The following is a 23,680-nucleotide window of genomic DNA, read 5'->3' on the forward strand; positions in this document are numbered from 1 at the left end:
CTCAGGGATTCCTTCGGGTTCGCGGCAGGCGCAGCCAGACCCAGCCGACCAGCACCAGCGGAGTGCCCAGGGCGAGCCAGGAGAGCAGGTCGTAGAGGCCGTCGCCGAGCAGCGCCGAGAGCAGCCCGAAGAGGCCGAGCAGGGCCAGCAGCAGGGGCCAGCGGAAGATCATCCAGAGACCGCGCCTCATGCCTTGCCCTCCGTCGCCAGGCTGCCGTCCGGCAGTTCCGCCAGGCGCTTCTCCAATGGCGTCTTGCGTCGGCCGAGCCAGAGGTAGAGACCGCTGGCGAGGATGACGATGCTGACGAGGTCGAGCAGCGCCCAGACGATCTTCAGCGGCATGCCGCCGTAGTCGCCGAAGTGCAGCGGCTGCGACAGCAGGAGCGTCTTCACGTACAGCGGCATCTCGCGCATGTCGGTGAGTTCGCCGCTCTGCGCGTCGATCAGTGCCGGCTTCAGCAGGCGCTCGGTGAGCGGCGTGTTGCCGCGCATGAACACCGCATAGTGATGCTGGCTGCTGAACTGGGTGCCGGGGAAGCCGACGAAGCTGACCTCCATGTCCGGCGCCGCCCGGCGTGCCGTGGCCAGGGCCGCGTCGAGCGAGCCGAGGCGCTGTAGCGGCGGCGCGTCCTTGTAGGGCGCGGTCATTTCCGCCAACTGCCCGCCTTGCCAGAGCATCAGGATCGGCAGGGCCAGGGTGTTGATCACCCCGGTCACGCCGACCACCAGTACCCAGGACAGGGTGACGATGCCCAGCAGGTTGTGCAGGTCCAGCCACTTCAGGCGACGGCTGCGTTCGGCGCGTACCGTGGCGAAGTCCAGCTTGCGCATGAACGGCGTGTATACCACCACCCCGGACACCAGCGAGGCCACCAGCAGCAGGCCCATCAGGCCGAGGAACAGGTAGCCGGGCAGGCCGAGGAACAGGTCGGTGTGCAGCTTCAGCATCAGGTACATGAAGCCGCCCGGCGGCGGCAGCGCGTCGAAGAATTCCCCGGTACGCGCGTCGAACGGCTGCATGTGGCCGTTCTCCGGCGGCGGTACCAGGCTCGGCGCGCTGATCACCAGGCCCAGCGGGTCGTCCTTTTCGAATACCAGGAAGCGCACCACTTCGCCCGGCCGGGCGGCCAGGGCGCGGGCGATCACGTCGTCGTAGTCGATGCGCGGCGACTCGGCAGTGAGCGGCTCGAGCTGCGGATGCGGCTCGAAGTAGTGCTCGATCTCCTCGTGGAAGATCAGCGGCAACCCGGTGAGGCAAAGCATCAGCAGGAAGATCGTGGAGATCAGGCTGGTCCATTTGTGCACCAGGTACCAGGTGCGCAGGGTTTTCGCGGTCATAGGCTGGTCATCGGCGGTTTCTGGTTATGGTGGGGCGGACTCAGAAGTCCGCCGTGAGGGAAAGGGAAAGGGTGCGCGGCGAGCTGATCGACAGGTAGCCGTTGGCTGCGGTCCAGTAGTCCTTGCCCAGCGCGTTCTCCAGGTTGGCGCGCGCCACCAGCGGCTTGCCGGCGACCTGGAAGGCGTAGGCGGCGCCGAGGTCGACGCGGTTCCAGTGCGGCACGGCGAGGGCGTTGGCGCTGTCCACGTAGGCCGAGCCGGTGTAGATCCAGCGGCTGTCGAGGGTCAGTCCGTCGACGAACGGGGTGTCCCAGCTGACCCCCAGGTTGGCCTGGCGACGGGCCACGCCGGGCGCGTCCTTGCCTTCGCTGGCAGGGTCGCCGGTCTTGTTCTGCTCGGGCTTGATGTAGGTGGCGCCGGCCATCACCCGCACGCCGTCCAGGGGTTCGCCATAGAGGCTCAGCTCCACGCCGCGGTTGCGTTGCTCGCCGTCGGCGCGGAAGACGTTGCTGGCGTCGGTATAGGCGTTCGGTTTCCTGATCTCGAACAGCGCCAGGGTGGTGGTGAAGCCGCCCAGGTCGTACTTGGCGCCGATCTCGTATTGCTCGGCCTTGTATGGCGCCAGCACCTGGCCGGCGTTGGCCGCGGTCATCGGCGCCGCCTCGCCCTGGCTGAGGCCCTGGATGTAGTTGGCGTACAGCGACAGGTCCTGCAGCGGCTTGACCAGCACGCTGGCCATCGGCGTCCACACGTGCCGCTTGTCGTGGCTGGTGCGCGCGCCGCTGGTCTGGTCGTAGTTGCGCGACTCGATCTGCTGGCGGCGCACGCCCAGGGTGACCTGCACGCGATCCTCGAGGAACGACAGCCTGTCGGCCAGCGCCACGCCGCCGAGGTCGGTTTCATTGGTCTTCGGAATGCTCCCGTCGAGGCTGGAGAAGTCCGGCAGCGGCGTGTGCGGCGAGGTCTGGTAGAGGTTGCCCGGCTGCATCCCGGTGAAGGCGTAGACCATGCCCAGCCGTTCGTGCAGGCGGTTGGCGCTGAGCGTCCAGTCGTGGCGGAGCGGGCCGGTGTCGAAGTTGCCGCGCAGGCCGACCTCGGCGGAATAGGTGCGGCGGTCGCCGCGCTGGCGTGCCAGGCTGTTGACGATATCGCCCTGGTTGCCGATGAGGATGCTGTTGGCGGCGATGGTTTCGTAGTTGCTCTGGCGACCGCCGATGCTGGCGAACGCCGTCAGGTTGTCGGCGAGGTCGTACTCGCCGCGGTTGACCATGGAGTAATCCTCCTGGTCCAGGTAGGAATCGCGCAGGCCGAAGCGTGTCTTCGAGTCCGGGGCGTGGGGGATGTGAGTGGTTCCCGGGCCGGTCAGCAGCGGGCGCACCACGCCTTCCAGGCTTTCCTTCTGGTACAGCAGGTCGCTGGACAGGCGCAGGCGCTCGCCACGGAAGTCCAGGCCCAGGGAGAGCATGGGAAACTCGCGGCTCTGATGGTCGACGGCGGTATCGCCGTTGCGGTAGACGCCGTTGAAGCGCACGCCGAAGGCGTTGTTCTCGCCGAAGCGTCGGCCGATGTCGAGGTGAGTGCCGAGCTGGCCGCGCTGGGTCCAATCGACGCTGACGCGGGTCAGCGGCTGGTCGTCGGCGCGCTTGGGCACCAGGTTGATGGTGCCGCCGACGCTGCCGCCGGGGGAAATCCCGCCGAGCAGGGCGTTCGGTCCCTTGAGCACTTCCACGCGCTCGGCGAATTCGATCGGTACCCGCCAGAACGGCAGCAGGCCATAGAGGCCGTTGAAGGCGACGTCGGCGTTCTGCACGCTGAAGCCGCGAATCGTGTAGCTGTCCACCAGGTCGCCGCGCCCGCCGACCACCCGCACCGACGGATCGTTGGCCTGTAGCAGGTCGGCGACGCTGCGCGCCTGCTGCTGCTCGATGGTCCTGGCGGTGTAGCTGGTGATGCTGAATGGCGCATCCATCACGTCGGCGTTGCCCAGCATGCCCAGGCGCGCGCCACGGGCCACCTGGCCGCCGGCGTACTCGGCGGGCAGGGTCTCGGCACCGGCGGCCTGGGCGGTGATCAGCGAGGATTGCAGTTCCAGCGCGCCATCGGTGGCTGCCGGCACCAGGGTGTAGCTGCCATCGCTGCGCTGCTGCAACTCCAGGCCGCTGCCCAGCAGCAGGCGGTGCAGCGCCTCGACCGGCGCGTAGCGGCCGCGCAGGGCGGCGCTGCGGCGACCCTCGGCGAGGACCGGGTCGAACGCCAGGGATACCCCGTTGTCGCTGGCGAAGGCCGACAGGGTGCGACCGAGCGGGCCGGGGGCGATGTCATAGCTGCGCGCCGAGCTGGCGGCGGGCGCCTCGGCGGCAAGCAGGTCGGGGGCCGCGCCGGCGAGGGCGAGGGTCATGGCGGCGGCGTGGATGGCCAGGGACAGCGAACGGGGGCGAAGCGTGCGTACGGGCATGTACAGGGTTCCTCGTGGTCTCTGCGGACCTTGGGTCGGGGCGGATTCCTCTACTTGCCAGCCGAGAAGGAAAAAGGTCTCAGGTCGAGGCGGTTATTTTTCTGCGGAGCACGGTATGTCGATGGCAACGCCTGTTCCGGCGCAACGGCGGACGGCCTGCCGGGGTGGACGCGAGGGGCGCTTGCCACGGGGATGGCGGCCGCGCCGTCACGCCGGTACCAGGCTGATCCAGTAGTCGGTCACCCCGCGCACCTTCAGCGGATAGGTGGCCTGCAGCATGCCCAGCGTGCGCCGCAGGTCCAGCAGCGGATAGGCGCCCGACACCGCCAGCCTGGCCAGTTGCGGGTCGCAGCGCAGTAAGCCGCGACGATAGCGGGCGAGTTCGGCGAGCACCTCGGCCAGCGGCATCCGGTCGGCCATCAGCATGCCGCGGGTCCAGGCGTCCGGCAGGCCGTCGAAGGCCAGCCGGCGCGCTTCGCCGTCGGCGCCCAGGCGCACCGACTCGCCGCTTTCCAGCCAGCGCCCGCGTCCGTGGAGCGGGCTCAGTTCGACCCGCCCGGCGAGTACCGCGACCCGGGTCGCGGCCATCTCCTGGCGTACGTTGAAGCGGGCGGCACCGGCATGCAGCCGCGCTTCGGCGGTGGCGACGCGGAACGGACGCGGGTCGGCGCGGCTATCGACGAAGATCTCGCCGCGCAGCAGGCGTACCAGCCGCTGGCTGGCGTCGAAGGCGAGGTCCACGGCGCTGTCGGTGTTCAGGGTCAGCAGGCTGCCGTCGGGCAGGGTCAGGCGGCGCTGTTCGCCGACGCCGGTGCGCTGGTCGGCCAGCCAGTCGCGCAACGGCTCGGCCTGCCAGGTGGCGAGCCCCAGCGAGGCTCCGCCGAGGACCAGGGCGAGGTGCTTGATCGCGCGCCGCCGGTCCAGCCCGCGCTCGCGGCCGAGGGTCGGCAGGGCCAGCGCCGGCGGCAGTCGGCCGAGGCATTGCAGCAGGCGCTCGGCGCGCTCCCAGGCATGGGCGTGCTGTGGGCTGCGCTGCCGCCACTGGGCGCACGCCTGGCGCGTGTCGTCGGTGCAGCCGCTGTCCTGCAGGCGCACCAGCCACTCGGCGGCCTCGTCGAGGATCGGCGAGGGAATCCGGCCTTCGCCCGCGGAATTCATTCCATCAGCTCCAGGCACTGGCGGAAGGCCTGCTGCATGTAGCGCTTGACCGAGCCCAGGGACACGCCCAGGCGCTCGGCGATGGCTTCGTACTTCAGGCCTTCGATCTGCGCCAGGAGAAACGCCTGGCGGACCCTGTCCGGCAGGCTGCCGAGCAGGGCGTCTACTTCATGCAGGGTTTCCAGCACCATCAACCGCTGTTCCGGCGGCGGCGCGAGGTCTTCCGGGAGGTTGGCCAGGGCATCGAGGTAGGCGCGCTCCAGCGACTGGCGCTGGAACCAGTTGATCATCAGCCCCTTGGCGACGGTGGTCAGGTAGGCGCGCGGTTCGCGCGCATCCAGTACCCGGCGCGAGGCGAGCAGGCGGGCGAAGGTGTCCTGGGCCAGGTCGGCGGCGTTTTCCGCGCAGCCCAGGCGTCGCCGCAACCAGCCTTGCAGCCAGCCATGGTGGTCCTGGTAGAGATGGCTCACAGCGTCGTGCAGGGAGGCGTCGGCCGGCGGCATGGAGGGGATCGCTGTTGTAATTGAGAATGAGTCTCATACTACTTACAGCGAGGGCATGCCTACAAGTCCCCCGGATCGGCGGCGCAGCGTCTCAGGCGTTTTCCAGGCCGTACTGGAAGAAAGCCATGTCGGCCAGGCGTCCGGTGGGATAGAGGAGCCCCTTGCGGGCGGTCTCCAGGCGCGGGAACGACAGCCTTTCTTCGCCGATCAGGCGGTGCAGCGCGGTGAGGGTGCCGCCGTTGACGCTCGTCAGGCCCCGGCGTGGATACAGCGCGCGACAGGCGGCCACGTAGTGGCGGTCGAGGGCGGGAAACTCGCCCCAGACGCCGAGCAGGATCTTGCTCTTCAGGGTGTCGGTCCAGCTCACCCGGCTGCTGAGGGCGTCCATCGACCCGAGTACCGTTTCCAGCAGCTTGCGGTTGTGCGCCAGGCGCGCGCCGTTGCCGGCGAAATCCACCAGGGACAGCTCGAAGAGTTCCGCTCCGGCACCGCTGAAGAGCTGCCGGGCCAGCGCTTTCATCAGGTCCAGGTTGCTGTTCTGCAGCAGTCCCGAGGAGCCACGGAACATGCCCCAGTTGGCCAGGTAGAAACCCAGGTGCAGGGCGGTGGTGTCGAGCTGTTCGGGGGCGGTCAGGTCGTCCCAGCTGCGACTGGGGTCCCAGACATACTCCCAGAGGTACTCCCAGGCCCTCAGGCGCGGGTATTCGTTGCCCGGGGCGGGCGCCAGGCTGGCGTAGTAGCGGTGGACATAGCGGGCGGCATCGAAAGCCATGCGTTCGTTCCCTGGCGGCTTGGAAAGACGGCATGGTAGAGCGTGTGATATCAAAAGGCCATATCGCTGTTCGCAGGGGACGCCGTAGCGCCCCCGCGGAGCGGCCTCAGGTGTTATTGCAGCCCTTGGCGATGGAGTCCTCGTTGGAGGTGTACGGCCGCGAGGGTTCCAGGTTCCACTCGGGCTTGTTGCGGGCGACGTTGAAGTGGCAGACCAGTTGTCGGCGCATGCTGCCGATATTGCTGTCGCGGTTGTCCGGGTTGTCCTTCCATTCGCTGTCCAGGTAGTGGTCGACCACCAGCTCGTTGAAGAAATTGTTGGTCTGGTTGTCCTGGATCTTGCGCCCGCAATCGGTCGGTACCACTTCCAGGGTCATGATCTTCTTCCTGAAGCCCGGATCGTCGCGCTCCACCCAGGTGGCGCTTTCCACATAGCGCTCGCAGGCATTCTTCTCGCTGGTCGGGTAGATCGCCTGCTTACGCCCGTCGTAGGCGAACTGCGCGTCCTGCTGGCGGGTCTGCGGCAGTCGCATGTTGATGATCGGGAGGAATGCCTGGACCGACTGGTACCACTGGATCTGGTTGAGCCGAGCGCCCTCCAGGCCGGCGTCCTCGGTGTAGAACGCGGCGAGGATCGACGGCGACTTCGGCGGGTTTTCCTCCCACTTGGCCAGGCGCAGTTCGTTCTGGGTGGTGAAGGATTCGTCGGCGATCTGCGCCATCGCCCGGATGCTCTGGTAGAAGGCCGGGCCGGCGGCGGTATTGCGCTCGTCGCGGACGTCGAAGGAGCACTGCCGCGAATGGTCGCCGCGGTTCTGCCGGTAGTTCGCCGCCCACTGCTCGGCGGTGCTGACGTTGATGTCCTGGCAGGACTTCTCGACGCTGTTCGGCGTGCGCCGCGAATCGGTGCAACCCTGCTGGGCGCGGTCGTCGGTGGCGGCGTCGATGGGGAAGGAACAGAGCACCGCATAGTCCTGGTGGTCCTTCGGATTACCGAAGATGGTGTCGAAGATGAAGCCACTCTTCAGGCCATAGGCGAGCTTGCGGTACTTGGCGTCCTTGCGCAGGTAGGAGGCGGAGACGCCGCCGCTTTTCTGGCTCTTCGGACTGATGCTGTAGAACATGTAGTCGGTCGAAGGCCAGGTGGCGCGGAACAGCACGCCGGAACAGAGGAATGCCGGCTTCGACGGTCCACCGCAATCCTGGCGGGTGTCGTTGTACAACTGGTTGAGCCGGGCGACCACGTCGTTGCCCCGGTCGGCCTGGGCCGCGGGTGTCAGCGCCAGGCCGGCGGCGGCGAGAAGGTAGAGAAAGGTGGATCTGCTTCCGTTCATGGGATGGACTCCACGCAGGTTCGAAGGAGCGGGCCGGGGGCGGCCCGGTTGGTCCCGATGGGGACGAGCGCGACGGGCGGATCGCGAGGGATGAAGCGCTTGCGACGGCATGGCCGTCGGCGTTGGGACGTCAGCGGGACGTGGCGGCGCCAGTCTGCAACCGGGCGCTGCCGGGAATGCCGGGCGACCCCGGCGGGCGCTGGGCGGCGGGGGCCTGCCGAGCGCGTGGGGGAAGTCGCTCGAGGGAGGCGGTGAAGACCGCCGGCGGAGATACGAACAGGGTGGGTAGCGGGGCGGATACAGCGTCGATTCCGTTACGCATCGCAGGCCTCCTTTGCGCCGCGCCGATGGGCTTCCGTCTTACCGTTCGAGCCTAGAAGCGCGGGCCGCGCCGCTCCAGCGGCGGGGTGGCTAGCTAGCAAGGGGGATTAATGCATTCGCAACGGCGCTCGCTGCGATGCACCGTGGTCCGGCATCCACAGGCCACGCCGCTGTCGGGCAACCGTTCCTGGCCGCGCCTGTTGGCGGCGGCGTCGCCCTGCAAGCGCCAGGTGTCGGGTTCCGCCGTCAGTCCATGTCGCCGCCATGGTGCGCGGACTGCTCCAGGAGGCTGCTCTTCGCCGTCCTGCCCCTCGCTTCCGGCGACAGCCGGGTTGCCTGCAAGGCGAACCAGAGGGTCGCCACATCGGCGGTGCTGTCCAGCGAGCGACCGCTGATTTCCTCGATGCGGCGTATCCGGTAGACCAGGCTCTGCTTGTGTATGTGTAGCCGCTGCGCGGCGTTCAACCAGGACCTGTTTTCCTCGAGAAAGACCTGCAGCGTGTATAGCAGTGCGGAGCCATTGGCCGCGTCATAGTCGTGGAGGGCGCCGAGGACCAGGCGGAACGCCCGCTCGGCCTCGGCGAGGCTTCTGGGTAGCCAGGGCGCCTCGTCGTCCAGTTCCGCGTAGCGACACAACGGCCGCCGGGAATGGCTGTGGGCCAGGGCCAGGCGCGCTTCGCGCAAGGCCTCGGCGCAACGTTCGGCACGACGGAGCGGAGCGCTCACTCCCAGCGAGCTGTCCAGGGCTTCCTGCAGTGTCGAGGCGAGGCCGGCCTGGTGCAGCAGAATGATTTCCTGGCCTTGCGCGCGAACCAGCAGGCGTGAGTCGTGGCCCCGGAAAAGACCGATAGGGTCGGTCGCGAGCCCCTCGGAACTTGCCACGGAAACGACTGCATCGTCGAGATCGAGCCCGGGCAGCAGTTCCTCCAGCCGCTCCTCGGCTTGTTCCCGGTATAGCCGTCGTTGCAGCAGGTCGTCGAGCAATTCCGAACCCAGGCGCAGGTGGCGTTCGCTTTCGACGCGCAGCCGTTCGATCTCTATGCCGAGCACTGCCGTCAGGTGGTGCAGGAGACTGTAGTCCGGCAGCCGCTCGCCCAGGGCTATCAGCAGGCAGTTCCGGTCGGAAGGAATGCCGATGCTGAGCGCTTCGCCTTCCGCGAGCGGATGGCGAAGGACCATTGGCTGCGGCTCCGCCTGCTCGCGACGGCGGTTGCGCAGCGCGTCGGCCAACTCCGCGGGCAGCCCTGGCAGGCCTGGCTGCCAGGCCGCCAGGGTGTCGGGAACGATGAGGTAGAGGCTGCTCCGCACGTCCTTGCCGAGGCGTTGCAGCAGCGCCGGCAGGCCCAGTCCCTGCATGCTCAATCGGGCGCTTTCGTATATCCGGGCCAGGGCGTTGCGGCGCTCGTATTCGTCTTTCTGCCCCGCATCGACGATGGCCCGGGTCACGGCGGCGAAAGGGACGCCGTAGTGGGTGAGAATCAACGGGAAGCCCAGGGCCTCGGCCGTCTCGCGCAGGGCATCGAGGTCGCTCGGGGCTTCCATGTTCTCGCCGATCATCATGCCTGCCAGGCCGGCCTCGGCCAGTCTTCGGACGTAACGCCGTTGCCGCTCGGCCTCGCTCGGTATGCCCAGCCCGGTGGTCATCAGCAGGTCACCCTCGCCGAGCCATTCGGTGGGGTCGTCGAGTTCGCAGACATGCGCCCAGCGAACCGGGCGGTCGAGGCCGCCGGCTCCGCTCAGCAGGCGTGAACGGAGTTCGGGGAGGGCGATCAGGTGGCGGATGCTCTGCGGCATGTCCAGGAAACTCCAGGCATGGGCTTTCAGTGTAATCGCCCCGGGCGCAGGCAGCGCGCCCTGTCACCAACTGGCGGGCAGCATCCCCAGTGCCGAGGCGATCGCATAGACCCCGCTGGAGGCGAACACCAGGACGATCAGCCCCTGTATCAGCGGATGGGCATACCAGCCGCAGCTGAATGCCGGCAGTTGGTCGCCGTGGCGCCGCGCCGCGTTGAGCAGGAGGATGGGGATGATGCCCATCAGTACGCCGCCGAAGGTACCGGCGAAGTACAGCGCGTTCACGAAGCCGCCGAGCCCCGCATAGGCCAGCAGGAACGGCGGGACCGAGACCGCGGCGAGCACCGCCAGGCGTTTGCGCCGGTTGGTTTCGCTGCCCAGGCGGAAGTGGTCGAAGATATTGGTGAACAGGCACCCGCCGAGTCCCCAGTAGGAGGTCAGCATCGCCAGCAAGGCGAAGGTGTTCGCCACGTAGTAGGCCCATTGGCCGAGGGAGCGTCCCCAGCTCAAGGTCGCCACCTCGCTGAGGTTGTCGGGGCCGACCAGGGCGATGACCGAGGCAGGAATGGCCGCCACCAGCAGGAAGGTCAGCAGCATGCCGACCACGATCAGGCGCGGCACGCGCGCGGGGGTTGCCAGGTTGCCGCGCACCAGCTCCGGAACCAGGAACTGCGCGCCGAACACGAAGACCGCCAGGTTGAACACTGGAACCACGTATTGCCACTGGCTCTGCCAAAGGTGGGCGAGACGGGCGTCGTCGTGCATCAGGGTCGCGCCGATGAGGATGCAGACGATGGCCACCATGCCGGCGCTGATCAGCTTCTCGCCCACGCCGAGCGCCTTCAGGCCCAGGTAGAGCACCAGCGCCGAGGGGACGAAGAAGATCAGGCTGCCGACCTCGCGCGTGAGTCCGTACTGGCCGAAGAACTCGAGCATGATGTTGCCGCTGCCGGTCATGTAGGCGACCAGGGCCCCGTAGCTGTTGGCCGCCACCGCGATGAAGATCAGCCAGCCGCCGAGCGGGCCCAGGTAACGCCGGGAGAGGCCGCTGAGCTGGTTGTTGCCGCGGGTTCTCAGGCAGGCTTCGGTCACGTAGAGCATGGTGACGATGCAGAAGAGGCAGGTCAGGGCCAGGCATACCAGCAACGGCACGTAGCCGACCTTGCGGGCGGCGTAGGCCATGCTCAGCACGCCGGCGCCGATGTTGGTGCCGATGATGATCGCGATCGTCTCGAGCGAGCCCAGGGGATGGGCCTTGAGGCCCGATGCGTTGTCGTTCGCTTCTCGCATACCCATTTCTTGTTTCCTCTGTCAGGGCGGTGGAGTTCGGTTCTTCGGGGTCAGTCGAAGATCAGGTAGGTCTTGCGCACGGTCTGGCGGATGTCCCAGGTGCCCTGGGTGGCAGCGGCGAAATAGAGCGCGTCGCCGGCGCGAAACTCCACGGCCTGGCCTTCGTCCGGGGTGAAGCGACCTTCACCGCTGACGATGTAGCTGTACTCGGCCTGCTCGACCTGTCGGCGGAAGCGCCCCGGGGTGCATTCCCAGATGCCGGTCACGCCGTTGCCGTCGGCGAGCGGGCGGTGGGCCGCGGTACGGGTCAGGGCTACCGGTTCGCCCAGGGGCTGGCCGACGGGCGTGGGCGAGGTGAAAGGACTTTCGTCGTCGAGACGGATGAGCGAAGGGTTCATGCCATGGGCTCCTCAGGATTTGTCTTCAAGGCCGGCGGGGGCGAAGCGCGCGAGAAAGCGGTCGGTGGCCGAGGGCGCGGTACCGGCGAGTTCCGCGCGTTCCTTGCGCAGGACGGCGTTGCGCACCAGGGAGCCACCCAGGTAGCGCAGCGGCTCGGGGGGGAAGCTCCGGCAGCGGCGTTCTACCAGCGGACAACGGCTCCACGGGTCGTCGCGGCCGAGGGCGAGGCTGGCGAGGATCCGCCCGCCCAGGCGGCTCGGTCCCACGCCGTTGCCGCTCCAGCCGATGCCGTAGTGGATGTTCTCGTGCAGGTGGCCGAAGACCGGCAGGCTGTCGTAGGTACGGTCGATGGGGCCGGACCAGCCGTCGACCAGCGGGACGTCGCCTAGCGAGGGATAGGTGCGGCGGAAGTCGGCCTCGGTCAGGGCCAGGCTCTCCCGGTCGACGTCGAATACCCGGCCGATGCGCGAGCCGTAGCTGATGGCGCCGGTGCCCTTGCCGAAGGCGATGCGCCCGTCGCGGGTGGTGCGGTAGTAGTCCACCATCAGTTGGGAATCGGTGATGGCTTCCCCGCCGGTCCAGCCGATTCGCTCCAGCCGTTGCGGTATCGCCTCGGTAACCGCGATGGAACTGTTCACCGGCACGATCAGCCTGGAGAGCCTGGGCAGGGCGGCCGACCAGGCGTTGGTCGCGAGAACCACCGCCTTGGCCTGGACCCGGGCCCCGGCGCTCAGCAGCTGTGCCGGCTGGCCGGGAACGATCTGGCTGACGCCACAGCGCTCGTGGATTTCCACGCCGAGGGCCAGCGCCACGCGGCGCATGCCTTGCACCAGCAAGGCTGGTTGCACGGTGGCATTGCTGCGCTCGAAGACCCCGGCGAGATGCACCGGCGAACCGGTCCGGCGTGCCACTTCGCTGGCGTCGAGGCGTTCGAAGGGACTGACGCCGAGCCGTTCGCAGGCGGCGAGGGTATCGTTCCAGGCGTCGAGGTGGTGCGCCGTGGTGGCGGTCCACAGCCAGCCCTTCTGCTGGAAGTGCGCATCGATGTCATGCCGTGCGCAGAACTCCCCGAGTTCCTGGATCGCCCGCTCCGCGCTTTCGCCAAGGAAGCGCGCCTGCGCCTCGCTGCAGAAACCCAGCAAGGTGCCGATCTTCGGCCACCAGGACATCACGAAACCACCGTTCCTGCCGGAAGCGCCGCCGCCGCAGACGTCCTGCTCCAGCAGCAGGACCCGTGCGTCCGGCTCCAGTTGCTTGAGGGTGATGGCGGTCCAGAGCCCGACGAAACCGCCGCCGACTATCGCCACGTCCGCCGAGTGGGTGCCGACGAGGGGGGCGCTGGCGGCGTCGGCCAGGTCGGTCGAGCGCATCCAGTGGCTGGGGGTCAGGGGAGGGGTGAGCGTGAGTTTCATGGCGCGGGTCCGGGGTCGCTGAATCTGGAGCAAGGGTGGCGAGCGGCGCCGTCCGCGACAATTGGACGCAACTAGGAATCGAGAAGGTGCTCTCGTACGATCGTATGAGTCTTGTGAAGGGCAGGTCTGGTCGGGACTGCCCGCCCTGTCCGAGCGAGCTGGCAGGCCCGAGCGACGCCGCTGAACCGGAGGCTCAGGCGTCGCGCAGTTCGAAGGCGGGAAACAGCTCTTCCAGTTCTCGCCATAGCTGCGCAGCGCCCTGCGGCGCGGGCTTCGCGAGAAGCTGCGGATCGAGCTGGCGGGCCGGGCGCGCCAGTTGTACGGCGAAGCGCTCCACGCCCATCGCGCGCAGGCGCGTCGCCAGGCGCCAGAGGCGTTCGCTATCGAACAAGCGCCAGTGCACCGTGGTCCGGCATTCGTAGGCCACGCCGCTGTCCAGCAGGCATTCCAGGCTGCGCCAGTTGGCCGCGCCGCTGCCGTCCACGCCGGTAATGGCGGCGACGTCCTCGGCCGGCGCCTTGACGTCGAAGCCCACCCAGTCGCTCTGCGCCAGCACCCGGGCGAAGGCGCGGGGGTTGATGCCGGCGCTGTGCAGGCCGACGCGGAAGCCCAGTTCGCGGACCGTGCGCATGGCGTCGCCGAGGGCCGCCTGCAGGGTCGCCTCGCCGCCGCTGAAGACCACAGCCTGCAACAGGCCCTGGCGTCGGCGGAGGAAGTCGAGCAGGCGTGGCCAGGGGATTTCCTCCGCGCCGCGCGGCGCGATCAGTTCCGGGTTGTGGCAGTAGCGGCAGCGCCAGGCGCAGCCCTGGCAGAACAGCACGCAGGCGAGCAGGCCGGGGTAGTCGAGGGTGGTCAGGGGCACCAGGCCCCCGACCCTGAGCGTGGCGCTCATCGCGTCTCGCGGAAATGGCGGCGTTCGCGATGCTCGGACTGCTTGCCGGCATTGAACGCTGCCACGGGACGGTGGTAGCCCATCACGCGGGTCCAGACTTCGCAGCGCTGGCGCTGGCCTTCGGGCAACTGGTTGGGGTTCATCGGTGGTACTCCTTGCTGGTGGATGAAAGGAACGACAGGCGACTCAACCGCCGCAGCCGCCGCAACAGCTCTTGGGCGTGGAGCGTTGCAGCAGCTCCTCGTCGCACTTCGGGCAGAACTCGTGCTCGCCGGCCAGGTAGCCGTGCCGCGGGCAGATCGAGAAGGTGGGGGTGACGGTCAGGTACGGCAGGCGGAAGCGACCGAGGGCGGTGCGCACCAGGGTCTTGCAGGCTTCGGCGGAGGAAATCCGCTCGGCCATGTAGAGATGCAGCACGGTGCCGCCGGTGTACTTGCATTGCAGGGCGTCCTGCAGCTCCAGCGCCTCGAACGGGTCGTCGGTGAAGCCCACCGGCAGTTGCGAGGAGTTGGTGTAGTAGGGCGCCTCCGGCGTGCCGGCCTGGAGGATGCGCGGATAGCGCTTGCGGTCCTCGCGGGCGAAGCGATAGGTGGTGCCCTCGGCGGGCGTGGCTTCCAGGTTGTAGAGGTGCCCGCTGTCCTCCTGGAAAGCCACCAGCCGCGCGCGCACGTGATCGAGCAGGGCCAGGGCCATCTCGCGCCCGGCTTCGCTGTGCAGTCCCTCGCGGTCGTCGCTGAAGTTGCGCACCATCTCGTGCAGGCCGTTCACGCCGATGGTGGAGAAATGGTTGCGCAGGGTACCCAGGTAGCGTCGGGTGTAGGGATAGAGGCCGGCATCCATGTGCTGCTGGATCACCTTGCGCTTCAGCTCCAGGCTGGCGAAGGCGAGTTCGAGCAGGTGGTCGAGCTGGCGGTAGAGGCCGGCGGCGTCGCCACGGTGGCGATAGCCCAGGCGCGCGCAGTTGATCGTCACCACGCCCAGCGAGCCGGTCTGCTCCGCCGAGCCGAACAGGCCGTTGCCGCGCTTGAGCAGTTCGCGCACGTCCAGTTGCAGGCGGCAGCACATCGAGCGCACCTGGTTGGGCTGCATGTCCGAGTTGAGGAAGTTCTGGAAGTAGGGCAGGCCGTAGCGCGCGGTCATCTCGAACAGGCGCGTGGCGTTGTCGCTGTCCCAGGGGAAGTCGTGGGTGATGTTGTAGGTCGGGATCGGGAAGGTGAACACCCGGCCATGGGCGTCGCCGGCCTGCATCACCTCGATGTAGGCGCGGTTGATCAGGTCCATCTCGGCCTGCAGCTCGCCGTAGGCGAAGGGCATCTCCTCGCCGCCGATGCGCGGCACCTGGTCGCGCAGGTCGTCCGGGCAGACCCAGTCGAAGGTCAGGTTGGTGAAGGGCGTCTGGGTGCCCCAGCGCGACGGCACGTTGAGGTTGTAGATGAACTCCTGGAGGGCCTGGCGCACGCTGGCGTAGTCGAGGCGGTCCTTGCGCACGTAGGGCGCCAGGTAGGTATCGAAGGAACTGAAGGCCTGGGCCCCGGCCCACTCGTTCTGCAGGGTGCCGAGGAAGTTGACCATCTGCCCCAGGGCGCTGCCCAGGTGCTTCGGCGGACCGGCCTCGACCCGCCCCGGCACGCCGTTCAGGCCTTCGTTCAGCAAGGTGCGCAGCGACCAGCCGGCGCAATAGCCGGCGAGCATGTCGAGGTCGTGGATATGCAGGTCGGCGTCGCGGTGGGCGGCGGCGATGTCGGCATCGTAGACCTCGTCCAGCCAGTAGTTCGCGGTGACCTTGCCGGATACGTTGAGGATCAGCCCGCCGAGGGAATAGCCCTGGTTGGCGTTGGCGCGCACCCGCCAATCCTCGCGGGAAAGGTATTCGTTCATCGACGCGGCGACGTCCACCAGGGTCTTGCGCTCGCGGCGCAGCCGGCCGTGGCGTTCGCGGTAGACCACGTAGGCGCGCGCCGTGGGGTAGTGGCCGGCCTCCATCAGCACCCGTTCGACCAGGTCCTGGACCCGTTCGATATCCAGGCAGGCGCGTTCCGGCAGGCGTTCCACCACGCGTTCGGCGAGCGCCTGCGCCTGCTGCGGGTCGAACTCGCCGGTGGCCTGGCCGGCGGCGGCGATGGCGCGTTCGATCTTGCCGGGATCGAAGGGGACTTCACGTCCGTTGCGCTTGAGCAGGGTGGCCGGCCAGGTAGCCTTCCGGGGCTGGGTCATTTCAGTCTCTCCACAACATGATGTGTTTTGATTTTGCAAAACAACAAGATGTTGTGGATTCTGGCGAGCGACGCCGAGCCGGCGTTGATCTGCGTCAACGTCCGGCGGATTGCCCGGGTTCCATTGGAGGTATTCCCCGCGCCCGGGTGACGGCGTATCAGGCCTGGGCGAGGCGGGCGAAGACCACGTAGTTGTCCAACTGCTGCCAGACCGTGGCGGCCTCGGCGAAGCCCGCCTGGCGCAGGGCGGCGAGATGGAAATCGAGCGAGCAGTCTTCGTCTTCGCTGGCGCGCCTGAGCGGGCGCCGCGCGAAATGGGCGTCGCGCTGCGCCTTCAGCGGGGCCAGCCGGGGGATCTGCGCGGCGCGTTGCCACCAGTCTTCCCAACTGTCCGCGCCGCTGGCCACGGAAGCCTGGAGGACCCGCTCGCGGTGCTTCCGGGACAATTCCGCGAGTCCCGGCCAGCGTCGGTCGTAGCGCATGTGGTCGGCGTTCAGCAGCACGCCGCCGGGGGCGAGCAGCTCGCCGGCCTGGGCGTAGAACCCGGCGAGTTCGGCGGGCGACAGCCAGTGCAACGCGGTGGAAGAGAGCAGCGCCGCGGGCCGTTCGCCGGCGAGGGACTCGCGCGCTTCGGCGACCCGTTCGGTCCAGCCTGGATCGGTGAGGTCGCACTCCACCACGCGGACCCGCTCGGCGAAACCGGCCAGCGCCGTACGCGCGATCTCCAGCAGCATGACGTCGGCGTCCAGCGCCACCACCCGCGCTGCCGGGAAGCGTTCGAGCAGGCGCCGGCCGAGGGAGCCCGGGCCGCAGGCGGCGTCGATGGCGGTGAAGCGCCCGTCGCGGCCGAAGAGGTCTTCGAGCAACTGGAACATCGCCTCGTAGCGCTCCTCGCGCTGGCGGATGTAGCCCTCCTGCTGGCGGTCCCAGCGTTCGAGGAGCGCCATGATCTGCTCGGTTGCGGTCATCTTTCCTCCTGGGGGGCATGCCCGGTTGAGAGTGGGGTCCTGTGCTTCGAGGGATACGGCGAGCGAGACGTTCCCTGGCCTCGATGAAGAAGAAACGGCGGGCATTCTTCATTCGATTAAATGTTATGTTATAACTTATAAATATTCATAATTCATACCTGCCGACCATGACCCCCCATTCCTCCCCGCACCGTCTTCCTCCGCTGCGGCTGGCCCGCGCCGTGCCGTTCCTCTACCTGCTTCCCTGCCTGGCGCTGGCCGCGCCGGTCGACCTGGAGCCGACGGTGGTCAGCGCCACCACTACCGAGCGCAAGCTGCGCGACGCCCCGGCCAGCGTTTCGCTGATCGCCGCCGAGGACCTGCGGCGGCGCCCGGTGCGCGACCTGCAGGAAGCCCTGCGCGGTTCGGAAAGCCTGCAGTTCAACGGCGTCGGCATGTCCCGGCGGGGCATCAGCGTTCGCGGCATGTCCAGCGAGCACACCCTGGTGCTGGTGGACGGCCAGCGGATCTCCACCTCGTCCGGGGCCATCGCCCATTCCGACTTCGACCTCGGCTGGGTGCCGGTGGAGAGCATCGAGCGCATCGAGGTGGTACGCGGACCGATGTCCTCGCTCTACGGTTCGGAAGCCCTCGGCGGAGTGGTGAACGTGATCACCCGGCGCGCCACCGATACCTGGACGGGCAGCGGCCTGCTCGATGGCGGCGTGCGCGAGGACGGCCTCGGCGGGCAGAGCCACCAGCTCGGCGCCTATCTCGCCGGGCCGCTGGTCCCCGGCAAGCTGGGCCTCGCCCTGAACGGCGAGAGCCGCCGCCAGCAGGAAACCCCGGACGCCGACGAGCGCCGGCTCTCCGAGCTGGAAGGCGGCAACGCCGACAGCGGCGGGCTGAACCTCAGTTGGACCCCGGACGACGCCCAGCGCATCGACCTCGGCCACCAGCGCGGGCGCGAACGACGCTGGCGCAACAGCGAGACCGGGGGGCCGCGCTCGCGCTACTACGAGTCGCGCGACGTGATCGAACGCGAGCGCTGGTCGCTCGCCCACAATGGCCAGTGGGACTGGGGCAGCAGCCAGCTGCGCACCTACCGCAACCGCCTGGAGCGGCACAACGCGCGTTCCGACGGACAACCGCCGAGCAACCCGCAGCGCCTTACCGACAGCGTGGTCGACGGCCACCTCAGCATGCCGGCCTTCGAGCGGCATCTCTTCACCCTCGGCGGCGAATGGCGCAAGGAAGAACTGGAGGATCGCTCGGTGAATACCGCCGGCGACGCCAGCGCGCGACACAAGGCGTTGTTCCTGCAGGACGAGATCGCCTTCGGCCCGGACTGGTCGCTGACCCTCGGCAGCCGCTTCGACAAGCACGAGGCGTTCGGCTGGGAAAGCAGTCCGCGCCTGTACCTGCTGCACCACCTTTCCGATGCGCTGACCCTGCGCGCCGGCGTCGGTCGCGGCTACAAGGCGCCGAGCCTGAAGCAGCTATCGCCGGAGTATGCGGCGGTCGGCGGCGGCGGGCGCTTCACTATCTACGGCAATCCCGACCTGAAGCCGGAGACCAATACGTCCTACGAACTGGGCGCCGACTACCAGGGCGACGGCTGGTCGCTGAAGGGCACGGTGTTCGAGAACGATGTCCGCGACCTGATCCAGACCGTCTGCGTAGCGCGCTGCGGGGTGCGCGGCGGCGAGATACGCAACTACGAGAACGTCGACAGGGCGCGGATCCGCGGCCTCGAGCTGGGCGGCGGCGTGGACCTGCCGGCGGACCTGCGCTGGGAACTCAATTACACCTACCTCGACGCGCGCAACCGCACCGCCGGCCAGCGCCTCGGCGACCGCTCCCGGCACCTCGCCAACAGCCAATTGCGCTGGAGCCCCAATGCGCGCTTCAGCGCCCAGTTGCGCACCGAATACGTCGGCAGCCAGGTGGCCTACAGCAGCAACGTCGGCTACGCCTTGCCGGCCTACAGCCTGTGGCACCTGGAGCTGAGCCAGAAACTCAACGAGAACCTGACGCTGCGCGGCGGCATCGAGAACCTTGGCGACCAGCGCCTGGCCGACGACGACACGCACTTCACCTATGCCGAACCTGGGCGGACCTTCCATCTCGGTCTGGTGGCGAGCTTCTGATGCGCCGTTCGCTACTCTTCTGCGGCGCGCTGCTGGCCAGTCTCTGTGCCTGGGCGGAGCCGGCCCAGGTGCGTCTGCTCAGCAGCGACTTCGTCCTTCCGGGCAAGCACCAGCGCCTAGCCGGTTGGGCGCGCGAGGCCGGTGTCGAGTTGCGCGGCCTGCGCCTCGGCATCGGCGATGCGCCGCCCGGCGACTGGCTGGACGGCGGCGACCTGCTGATCCTCGACACGCCGCGGCCGACCGATCGCGCCCAGGTCGAGCGGGCGCTGGGCGAGCGCTTGCAAGGCGGGACGCAACCCTGGATCCGCGTCGGCGGCGGTCCGCCGGGTTTCGGCAACCTGCCGGCGGCGCTGGGCGGGCGCCTGGTCGGCTACTACGCGAACGGCGGCGAAGCCAACCTGCGCCGGCTGTTCGAGGCGGTCCGACGCTGGCATGCCGGCCTGCCCGTCGACGCGTTGCCGGCGCCGCAGCCCCTGGCGCAGGCCGGCTTCTATCATCCCGACGCACCGGCGCCGTTCGCCGGCCTCGCCGACTACCTCGCCTGGGGCGCCTCGCGCTGGGCCAGCGACGCCCCGCGCATCGCCTTCCTGATCCCGCGCGGCGCCATCGCCGACGCCCAGACCGGCGCCATCGACGAACTGTTGCGGCGTAGCGAGCGGCACGGCCAGGCGCCGCTGGCGGTGTGGTTCGACGACAGCGATCCGGAAGCGTTGAGGAAGTCCTTCGCTGGCGCCGATGTCCAGGCGCTGGTCAACCTGCAGCACCTGCAGAACGGCCCGGCGCGCCGTGCCGAGTTCCTCGCGCTGGACGTGCCGGTATTGCAGACCCTCGGCTACCGCGACGGCAACGAGGCCGACTGGCTGGCCGCCGCCAGCGGGGTGGCGCCGCGTACCGCGGCGGCCTTCCTCGGCATGCCGGAAACCTGGGGAATGAGCGATCCGCTGGTGATCAGCGCCCTGGAGAACGGCGAGCCGAAGCTGATGGCCGGGCAGGCCGAGGCCCTGCTGGACAAGCTCGACCGACTGCTGCGCCTGCGTCGCCTGCCGGCGGCGGACAAGCACCTGGCGCTGATGTTCTGGAACCACCCGGAAGGCGAGAAGAACGTCGCCGCCTCGCATCTCAATGTACCGGCCAGCCTGGCCCGTCTCGGCGAGGCGCTGCGGGCGGCCGGCTACCGGGTTGCGACGAGCGACGAAAGCGCGCTGATCGATACCGCCCAGCGCCTGCTCGGCGGCTACTACCGGCCGCAGACCCTGGACGCGCTGTATCGCGACGGCCTCGCCGCGAGCCTGCCGCTGGACGCCTACCTGCACTGGTTCGAGGCGCTGCCGGCGGACCTGCGCGAGCAGATCCGCGCGCGCTGGGGCGACCCGCGTCGACATTGGGCCTTGCGCGATATCGACGGCCAGCGACGCTTCGTGTTCCCGGCGGCGCGCCTGGGTAATCTGCTGCTGTTGCCGCAGCCGCCGCGCGCCGGCCGTCCGGGCGAGGCCTACCACGACAGCGCGGTGCCGCCGGACCATCTCTACCTGGCGGTCTACCAGTTCGTCCGCGAGGGTTTCGGCGCCGACGCGCTGATCCATTTCGGCACCCATGGCACCCAGGAATGGCTACCCGGCAAGGACCGCGGGCTGGCGGTGGGCGACTACCCGCTGCGGGCGCTCGGCGACCTGCCGGTGTTCTACCCGTACATCCAGGACAACGTTGGCGAGGCGATCCAGGCGCGCCGGCGCGGGCGCGCGGTCACCGTCAGCCACCAGACGCCGTCGTTCGCCCCGGCCGGGCTGTACGACGAACTGCGCGACCTGCACCAGCTGATCCACGAATACCAGCAACTGGACGAGGGCGCGGTGCGCGAACGCAGCGCCGAGCAGATCCGCGCGGCGGTGCGGGCGGCGCACATGAACGACGACCTGGGCTGGAGCGAGGCAGCGATGCGCGAGGATTTCCCGGCGTTCCTCGGCGTGCTCCACGACCACCTGCACCGACTGGCCGGCTCGGCGATGCCGCTGGGGCTGCACACCTTCGGTGTCGCCGCCTCGCCGGAGCTGCGCCTGGGCACCGTCATGCAGCAGCTCGGCGAGCCCTACTACCGCGCGCTCGGTCTCGACCCCGACGAACTGTTCGCCGCCGATTTCAGGGCGCTGCGGGAAGGTCGTGCCTACCGCACGCTGCAACGCTACCTGCGCGACGGCGGCGAGATCGCCAAGGTGGCCGATCCGCGCCTGCGCGAGCAGTTGCTGCGCGCCCGCGAACTGGACCGCCAGCTCGCCGACACCGGCGAACTGGAAGCGCTGCTCGCCGGCCTCGCCGGGCGCTTCGTCGCGCCCGGGCCGGGCGGCGATCCGATCCGCAATCCGCAGGTACCCAGCGGGCGCAACCTGTTCGCCTTCGAGGCCGACAAGGTACCGACCCGCGCCGCCTACGAAGCCGGCGCCGAGGCCTTCGGCCAACTGCTGGAAAGCTACCGCGCCGAGCACCAGGGCAGGGCGCCGGAAAAGCTCGCCTTCAGCCTCTGGTCGTCGGAAACCATGCGCCACCTGGGCATCGTCGAAAGCCAGGCGCTGCACGCCCTCGGCCTGCGCCCGCGCTGGGACGCCGGTGGCCGCCTGCTGGCGCTGGACATCGTGCCGGCGGCGGAACTGGGGCGTCCACGGGTGGACGTGGTGCTACAGGTGACCAGTGTCTACCGCGACCAGTTCGACGGCTTCATGCGCCTGCTCGCCGAGGCCATCGAGCGCCTCGCCGCGCTGGACGAGCCGGGCAACCCGCTGGCGCGCAACAGCCAGGCGCTGGAGCGGCGCCTGCGCGAACGCGGCGTCGAAGCGCCACTGGCGCAGCGCCTGTCGCGCCTGCGGCTGTTCGGCAATGCGCCGGGCGACTACGGCACCGGGGTCACGCAACTGACCCTCGACTCCACCCGCTGGGACGACGACTCGGCGCTCGCCGAGCAGTTCCTCGGGCGCTTGCAATACGCCTATGGCAGTCGCGACTGGGGCGTGAAGCTGGATGGCGGCAACCTGTTCGCCGAACAGTTGAAGGGCGTACAGGCGGCGATCCTCTCGCGCTCCTCGACGCTCAACGGCGTGCTCTCCACCGACCACCCGTTCGAGTACCTCGGCGGCCTGTCACTGGCGGTACGCCACCTCGACGGCGCCAGCCCGGCGCTGTACATCGCCGACCTGCGCCAGCGCCAGCCGCGCACCACGGCCGCCGCGCAGTTCCTCGCCAGCGAGCTGCGCGGGCGCTACCTCAGCCCGCAGTGGATCGCCGCGATGCAGCGCGAGGGCTACGCCGGCAGCCTGGAAATGCTCGACCTGGCCAACAACCTGTGGGGCTGGCAGGCGGCGGATCGCACCATGGTCCGCGCCGACCAGTGGCAGGCGTTGCACGACACCTTCGTCATGGACCGCCGCGAGCTGGGTCTCGCCGAGTGGTTCGAAACGCACAATCCGACCGCCCAGGCGCAGATCATCGCGCGCATGGCCGAGGCCATCCGCAAGGGCTACTGGGACGCCAGCGAGCAGACCCGCCGCGAACTGGCCGAGCGCTGGCGGCAACTGGCGGCCGCCGGCGCCGGCGAGGTCGGCGCGGCGACCACCCGTGAATTCATCGAACGGATGGCCGGCGGTTTCGGCGAGGCCGCGGCGCAGGCAGAGGGCGCGGCCGCGTCCGGTGCCGGCGAAACGGTCAGCGGCCGCGTCCTCGAAGAAGTCGCGCCGCCGCCGTCCGGCGAGCCGCAGCCGTGGCTCCGGCTGGCCGCCGCCGTGCTGCTCGCGCTGTTCGCCGCCGGCGCCGTCCGGCAATCCGTAGTCAATCGTCGTCCGATGGAAAATCGCTCATGAATGGTCTGGAAACCAGCCTCTACGAACTCACCCGCCTGTTCCTGCTGCCGGTGCTGCTGTTGATCCTCGCCGCGCTGGCCTACGCCTTCGTCGCCCTCGGCGGCTTCGCCATGGAAGCCTGGCAGCGCCGTCGCGGGCGCTACCGCTCGCGCCTGGCGGCCTGGCAGGCGCTGCATGGCGGCAACAGCGACGATCTCGAACTGTGGATCATGCAGCGCCTGGAATGGCTGCGGATCACCTCGCGCAGCGCGCCGATGCTCGGCCTGGTGGCGACCATGATCCCCATGGGACCGGCACTGCTGGCGCTGACCCGCAACGACGCCCAGGGGATCGGCGAGAACCTGGTGGTGGCGTTTTCCGCGGTGATCCTGGCCCTGGTCGCCGCCAGCATCACCTTCTTCATCCTTACCGTGCGTCGCCGCTGGCTGCTCCAGGAACTGCGCGCCGTCGAACGCGCGCGGGAGGCCGGCTGATGCGCTTCCTCGAACACGACGAGGCGGACGACCCGATCCTCTCGATGGTCAACCTGATCGACCTGTTCCTGGTGGTGATCGGCATCCTCCTGATCGTCATCGTGCAGAACCCGCTCAACCCGTTCAGCCAGGACAAGGTGGTGGTGGTCGAGAATCCCGGCGAGGCGGACATGCGCATGCTGGTCAAGGACGGCAAGGAGCTGAAGCGCTACCAGGCCAGCGGCGAGATCGGCGAAGGGCAGGGCAGCCGCGCCGGGGTGACCTACCGTTTGGCCGACGGACGGATGATCTACGTGCCGGAGAGCGGCGGGGAGGCCGGCAAGTAGCGACGCGTACGGCGGAGAGCTGGGACTTTTGCCCGGAGTTCCCGGATAATGGCCGGTTT

General features: G+C 68.9%; 19 protein-coding genes. 4 read left to right on the forward strand and 15 right to left on the reverse strand.

All coding sequences use genetic code 11. From position 1 onward, the window contains the following. Position 1 precedes the first annotated feature (1 nt). The 15 genes from FOC67_RS10155 to FOC67_RS10225 all read right to left on the reverse strand — a co-directional run bounded on the left by FOC67_RS10155 (position 2) and on the right by FOC67_RS10225 (position 16,848). Positions 2 to 190 carry a hypothetical protein gene (locus FOC67_RS10155; RefSeq protein WP_003088166.1) on the reverse strand — a complete coding sequence of 63 codons (189 nt, stop codon included), beginning with the start codon at positions 188 to 190 and terminating at the stop codon, positions 2 to 4. Next, positions 187 to 1,338 (reverse strand): PepSY domain-containing protein, encoded by a 1,152-nt coding sequence (locus FOC67_RS10160; RefSeq protein ID WP_003088170.1) that lies wholly within the window; start codon positions 1,336 to 1,338, stop codon positions 187 to 189. The genes FOC67_RS10155 and FOC67_RS10160 overlap by 4 nt, the downstream gene beginning before the upstream one ends. Positions 1,339 to 1,378: 40 nt before the next feature. After that, positions 1,379 to 3,793, reverse strand: coding sequence for a TonB-dependent receptor (locus tag FOC67_RS10165; protein WP_009315576.1), 2,415 nt, complete (start codon positions 3,791 to 3,793; stop codon positions 1,379 to 1,381). Between the two features lie 207 nt (positions 3,794 to 4,000). Then, positions 4,001 to 4,951: a FecR domain-containing protein gene (locus FOC67_RS10170; protein WP_003139826.1), complete on the reverse strand. Its 951-nt coding sequence runs from the start codon at positions 4,949 to 4,951 to the stop codon at positions 4,001 to 4,003. Next, positions 4,948 to 5,454, reverse strand: a complete 507-nt coding sequence (locus FOC67_RS10175; protein WP_003088185.1) for a sigma-70 family RNA polymerase sigma factor — start codon at positions 5,452 to 5,454, stop codon at positions 4,948 to 4,950. The genes FOC67_RS10170 and FOC67_RS10175 overlap by 4 nt, the downstream gene beginning before the upstream one ends. A gap of 91 nt (positions 5,455 to 5,545) precedes the next feature. Continuing rightward, on the reverse strand, positions 5,546 to 6,226 hold the full coding sequence (locus tag FOC67_RS10180; RefSeq protein ID WP_009315577.1) for a hypothetical protein: 681 nt from the start codon (positions 6,224 to 6,226) through the stop codon (positions 5,546 to 5,548). 106 nt (positions 6,227 to 6,332) lie between these two features. Then, positions 6,333 to 7,559, reverse strand: a complete 1,227-nt coding sequence (locus FOC67_RS10185; RefSeq protein ID WP_003112111.1) for a DUF2599 domain-containing protein — start codon at positions 7,557 to 7,559, stop codon at positions 6,333 to 6,335. Between the two features lie 567 nt (positions 7,560 to 8,126). Next, positions 8,127 to 9,674 carry a PucR family transcriptional regulator ligand-binding domain-containing protein gene (locus FOC67_RS10190; protein ID WP_009315578.1) on the reverse strand — a complete coding sequence of 516 codons (1,548 nt, stop codon included), beginning with the start codon at positions 9,672 to 9,674 and terminating at the stop codon, positions 8,127 to 8,129. Positions 9,675 to 9,737: 63 nt separating this feature from the next. After that, on the reverse strand, positions 9,738 to 10,970 hold the full coding sequence (locus tag FOC67_RS10195; RefSeq protein WP_003139822.1) for an aromatic amino acid transport family protein: 1,233 nt from the start codon (positions 10,968 to 10,970) through the stop codon (positions 9,738 to 9,740). 44 nt (positions 10,971 to 11,014) lie between these two features. Then, positions 11,015 to 11,362 carry a cupin domain-containing protein gene (locus FOC67_RS10200; protein WP_003088200.1) on the reverse strand — a complete coding sequence of 116 codons (348 nt, stop codon included), beginning with the start codon at positions 11,360 to 11,362 and terminating at the stop codon, positions 11,015 to 11,017. 12 nt (positions 11,363 to 11,374) lie between these two features. Next, positions 11,375 to 12,775 carry an FAD-binding oxidoreductase gene (locus FOC67_RS10205; RefSeq protein ID WP_009315579.1) on the reverse strand — a complete coding sequence of 467 codons (1,401 nt, stop codon included), beginning with the start codon at positions 12,773 to 12,775 and terminating at the stop codon, positions 11,375 to 11,377. A 193-nt stretch (positions 12,776 to 12,968) separates the two neighbouring features. Then, positions 12,969 to 13,667 (reverse strand): anaerobic ribonucleoside-triphosphate reductase activating protein, encoded by a 699-nt coding sequence (locus FOC67_RS10210; protein ID WP_003105843.1) that lies wholly within the window; start codon positions 13,665 to 13,667, stop codon positions 12,969 to 12,971. Beyond that, positions 13,664 to 13,810, reverse strand: coding sequence for an anaerobic ribonucleoside-triphosphate reductase (gene nrdD / locus FOC67_RS10215; RefSeq protein ID WP_003088212.1), 147 nt, complete (start codon positions 13,808 to 13,810; stop codon positions 13,664 to 13,666). Before nrdD ends, FOC67_RS10210 begins: the two co-directional genes overlap by 4 nt. A gap of 43 nt (positions 13,811 to 13,853) precedes the next feature. Further along, on the reverse strand, positions 13,854 to 15,881 hold the full coding sequence (locus FOC67_RS10220) for a ribonucleoside triphosphate reductase (RefSeq protein ID WP_015503072.1): 2,028 nt from the start codon (positions 15,879 to 15,881) through the stop codon (positions 13,854 to 13,856). 157 nt (positions 15,882 to 16,038) lie between these two features. Further along, entirely contained in the window at positions 16,039 to 16,848 is an 810-nt protein-coding gene (locus FOC67_RS10225; RefSeq protein WP_003088221.1) for a trans-aconitate 2-methyltransferase, read from the reverse strand. A 167-nt stretch (positions 16,849 to 17,015) separates the two neighbouring features. On the opposite strand from FOC67_RS10225, the gene FOC67_RS10230 reads away from it, so the two are divergent. Genes FOC67_RS10230 through FOC67_RS10245 form a run of 4 tightly spaced genes read left to right on the forward strand, consistent with a single transcriptional unit; the run spans position 17,016 to position 23,621 of the window. Further along, positions 17,016 to 18,977 carry a TonB-dependent receptor domain-containing protein gene (locus FOC67_RS10230; RefSeq protein ID WP_114012707.1) on the forward strand — a complete coding sequence of 654 codons (1,962 nt, stop codon included), beginning with the start codon at positions 17,016 to 17,018 and terminating at the stop codon, positions 18,975 to 18,977. Beyond that, positions 18,977 to 22,822 carry a cobaltochelatase subunit CobN gene (cobN, locus tag FOC67_RS10235; RefSeq protein ID WP_114012706.1) on the forward strand — a complete coding sequence of 1,282 codons (3,846 nt, stop codon included), beginning with the start codon at positions 18,977 to 18,979 and terminating at the stop codon, positions 22,820 to 22,822. The genes FOC67_RS10230 and cobN overlap by 1 nt, the downstream gene beginning before the upstream one ends. After that, entirely contained in the window at positions 22,819 to 23,295 is a 477-nt protein-coding gene (locus tag FOC67_RS10240; protein WP_003088234.1) for a MotA/TolQ/ExbB proton channel family protein, read from the forward strand. Before cobN ends, FOC67_RS10240 begins: the two co-directional genes overlap by 4 nt. Further along, positions 23,295 to 23,621 carry a DUF2149 domain-containing protein gene (locus tag FOC67_RS10245; protein ID WP_003088238.1) on the forward strand — a complete coding sequence of 109 codons (327 nt, stop codon included), beginning with the start codon at positions 23,295 to 23,297 and terminating at the stop codon, positions 23,619 to 23,621. The genes FOC67_RS10240 and FOC67_RS10245 overlap by 1 nt, the downstream gene beginning before the upstream one ends. Positions 23,622 to 23,680 lie beyond the last annotated feature (59 nt).

This window comes from Pseudomonas sp. FDAARGOS_761 (assembly GCF_013343155.1).
In the GTDB taxonomy this organism is placed as follows: domain Bacteria; phylum Pseudomonadota; class Gammaproteobacteria; order Pseudomonadales; family Pseudomonadaceae; genus Pseudomonas; species Pseudomonas aeruginosa.

Excerpts from the sequence above, each read along its gene's own strand:
- FOC67_RS10165 (WP_009315576.1), bottom strand. The coding sequence starts at position 3,793 with ATGCCCGTACGCACGCTTCGCCCCCGTTCGCTGTCCCTGGCCATCCAC.
- cobN (WP_114012706.1), top strand. The coding sequence starts at position 18,977 with ATGCGCCGTTCGCTACTCTTCTGCGGCGCGCTGCTGGCCAGTCTCTGT.
- FOC67_RS10155 (WP_003088166.1), bottom strand. The coding sequence starts at position 190 with ATGAGGCGCGGTCTCTGGATGATCTTCCGCTGGCCCCTGCTGCTGGCC.
- FOC67_RS10220 (WP_015503072.1), bottom strand. The coding sequence starts at position 15,881 with ATGACCCAGCCCCGGAAGGCTACCTGGCCGGCCACCCTGCTCAAGCGC.
- FOC67_RS10205 (WP_009315579.1), bottom strand. The coding sequence starts at position 12,775 with ATGAAACTCACGCTCACCCCTCCCCTGACCCCCAGCCACTGGATGCGC.
- FOC67_RS10195 (WP_003139822.1), bottom strand. The coding sequence starts at position 10,970 with ATGGGTATGCGAGAAGCGAACGACAACGCATCGGGCCTCAAGGCCCAT.
- FOC67_RS10185 (WP_003112111.1), bottom strand. The coding sequence starts at position 7,559 with ATGAACGGAAGCAGATCCACCTTTCTCTACCTTCTCGCCGCCGCCGGC.
- FOC67_RS10200 (WP_003088200.1), bottom strand. The coding sequence starts at position 11,362 with ATGAACCCTTCGCTCATCCGTCTCGACGACGAAAGTCCTTTCACCTCG.
- FOC67_RS10240 (WP_003088234.1), top strand. The coding sequence starts at position 22,819 with ATGAATGGTCTGGAAACCAGCCTCTACGAACTCACCCGCCTGTTCCTG.
- FOC67_RS10170 (WP_003139826.1), bottom strand. The coding sequence starts at position 4,951 with ATGAATTCCGCGGGCGAAGGCCGGATTCCCTCGCCGATCCTCGACGAG.
- FOC67_RS10190 (WP_009315578.1), bottom strand. The coding sequence starts at position 9,674 with ATGCCGCAGAGCATCCGCCACCTGATCGCCCTCCCCGAACTCCGTTCA.
- FOC67_RS10160 (WP_003088170.1), bottom strand. The coding sequence starts at position 1,338 with ATGACCGCGAAAACCCTGCGCACCTGGTACCTGGTGCACAAATGGACC.
- FOC67_RS10225 (WP_003088221.1), bottom strand. The coding sequence starts at position 16,848 with ATGACCGCAACCGAGCAGATCATGGCGCTCCTCGAACGCTGGGACCGC.
- FOC67_RS10210 (WP_003105843.1), bottom strand. The coding sequence starts at position 13,667 with ATGAGCGCCACGCTCAGGGTCGGGGGCCTGGTGCCCCTGACCACCCTC.
- FOC67_RS10175 (WP_003088185.1), bottom strand. The coding sequence starts at position 5,454 with ATGCCGCCGGCCGACGCCTCCCTGCACGACGCTGTGAGCCATCTCTAC.
- FOC67_RS10180 (WP_009315577.1), bottom strand. The coding sequence starts at position 6,226 with ATGGCTTTCGATGCCGCCCGCTATGTCCACCGCTACTACGCCAGCCTG.
- FOC67_RS10230 (WP_114012707.1), top strand. The coding sequence starts at position 17,016 with ATGACCCCCCATTCCTCCCCGCACCGTCTTCCTCCGCTGCGGCTGGCC.
- FOC67_RS10245 (WP_003088238.1), top strand. The coding sequence starts at position 23,295 with ATGCGCTTCCTCGAACACGACGAGGCGGACGACCCGATCCTCTCGATG.
- nrdD (WP_003088212.1), bottom strand. The coding sequence starts at position 13,810 with ATGAACCCCAACCAGTTGCCCGAAGGCCAGCGCCAGCGCTGCGAAGTC.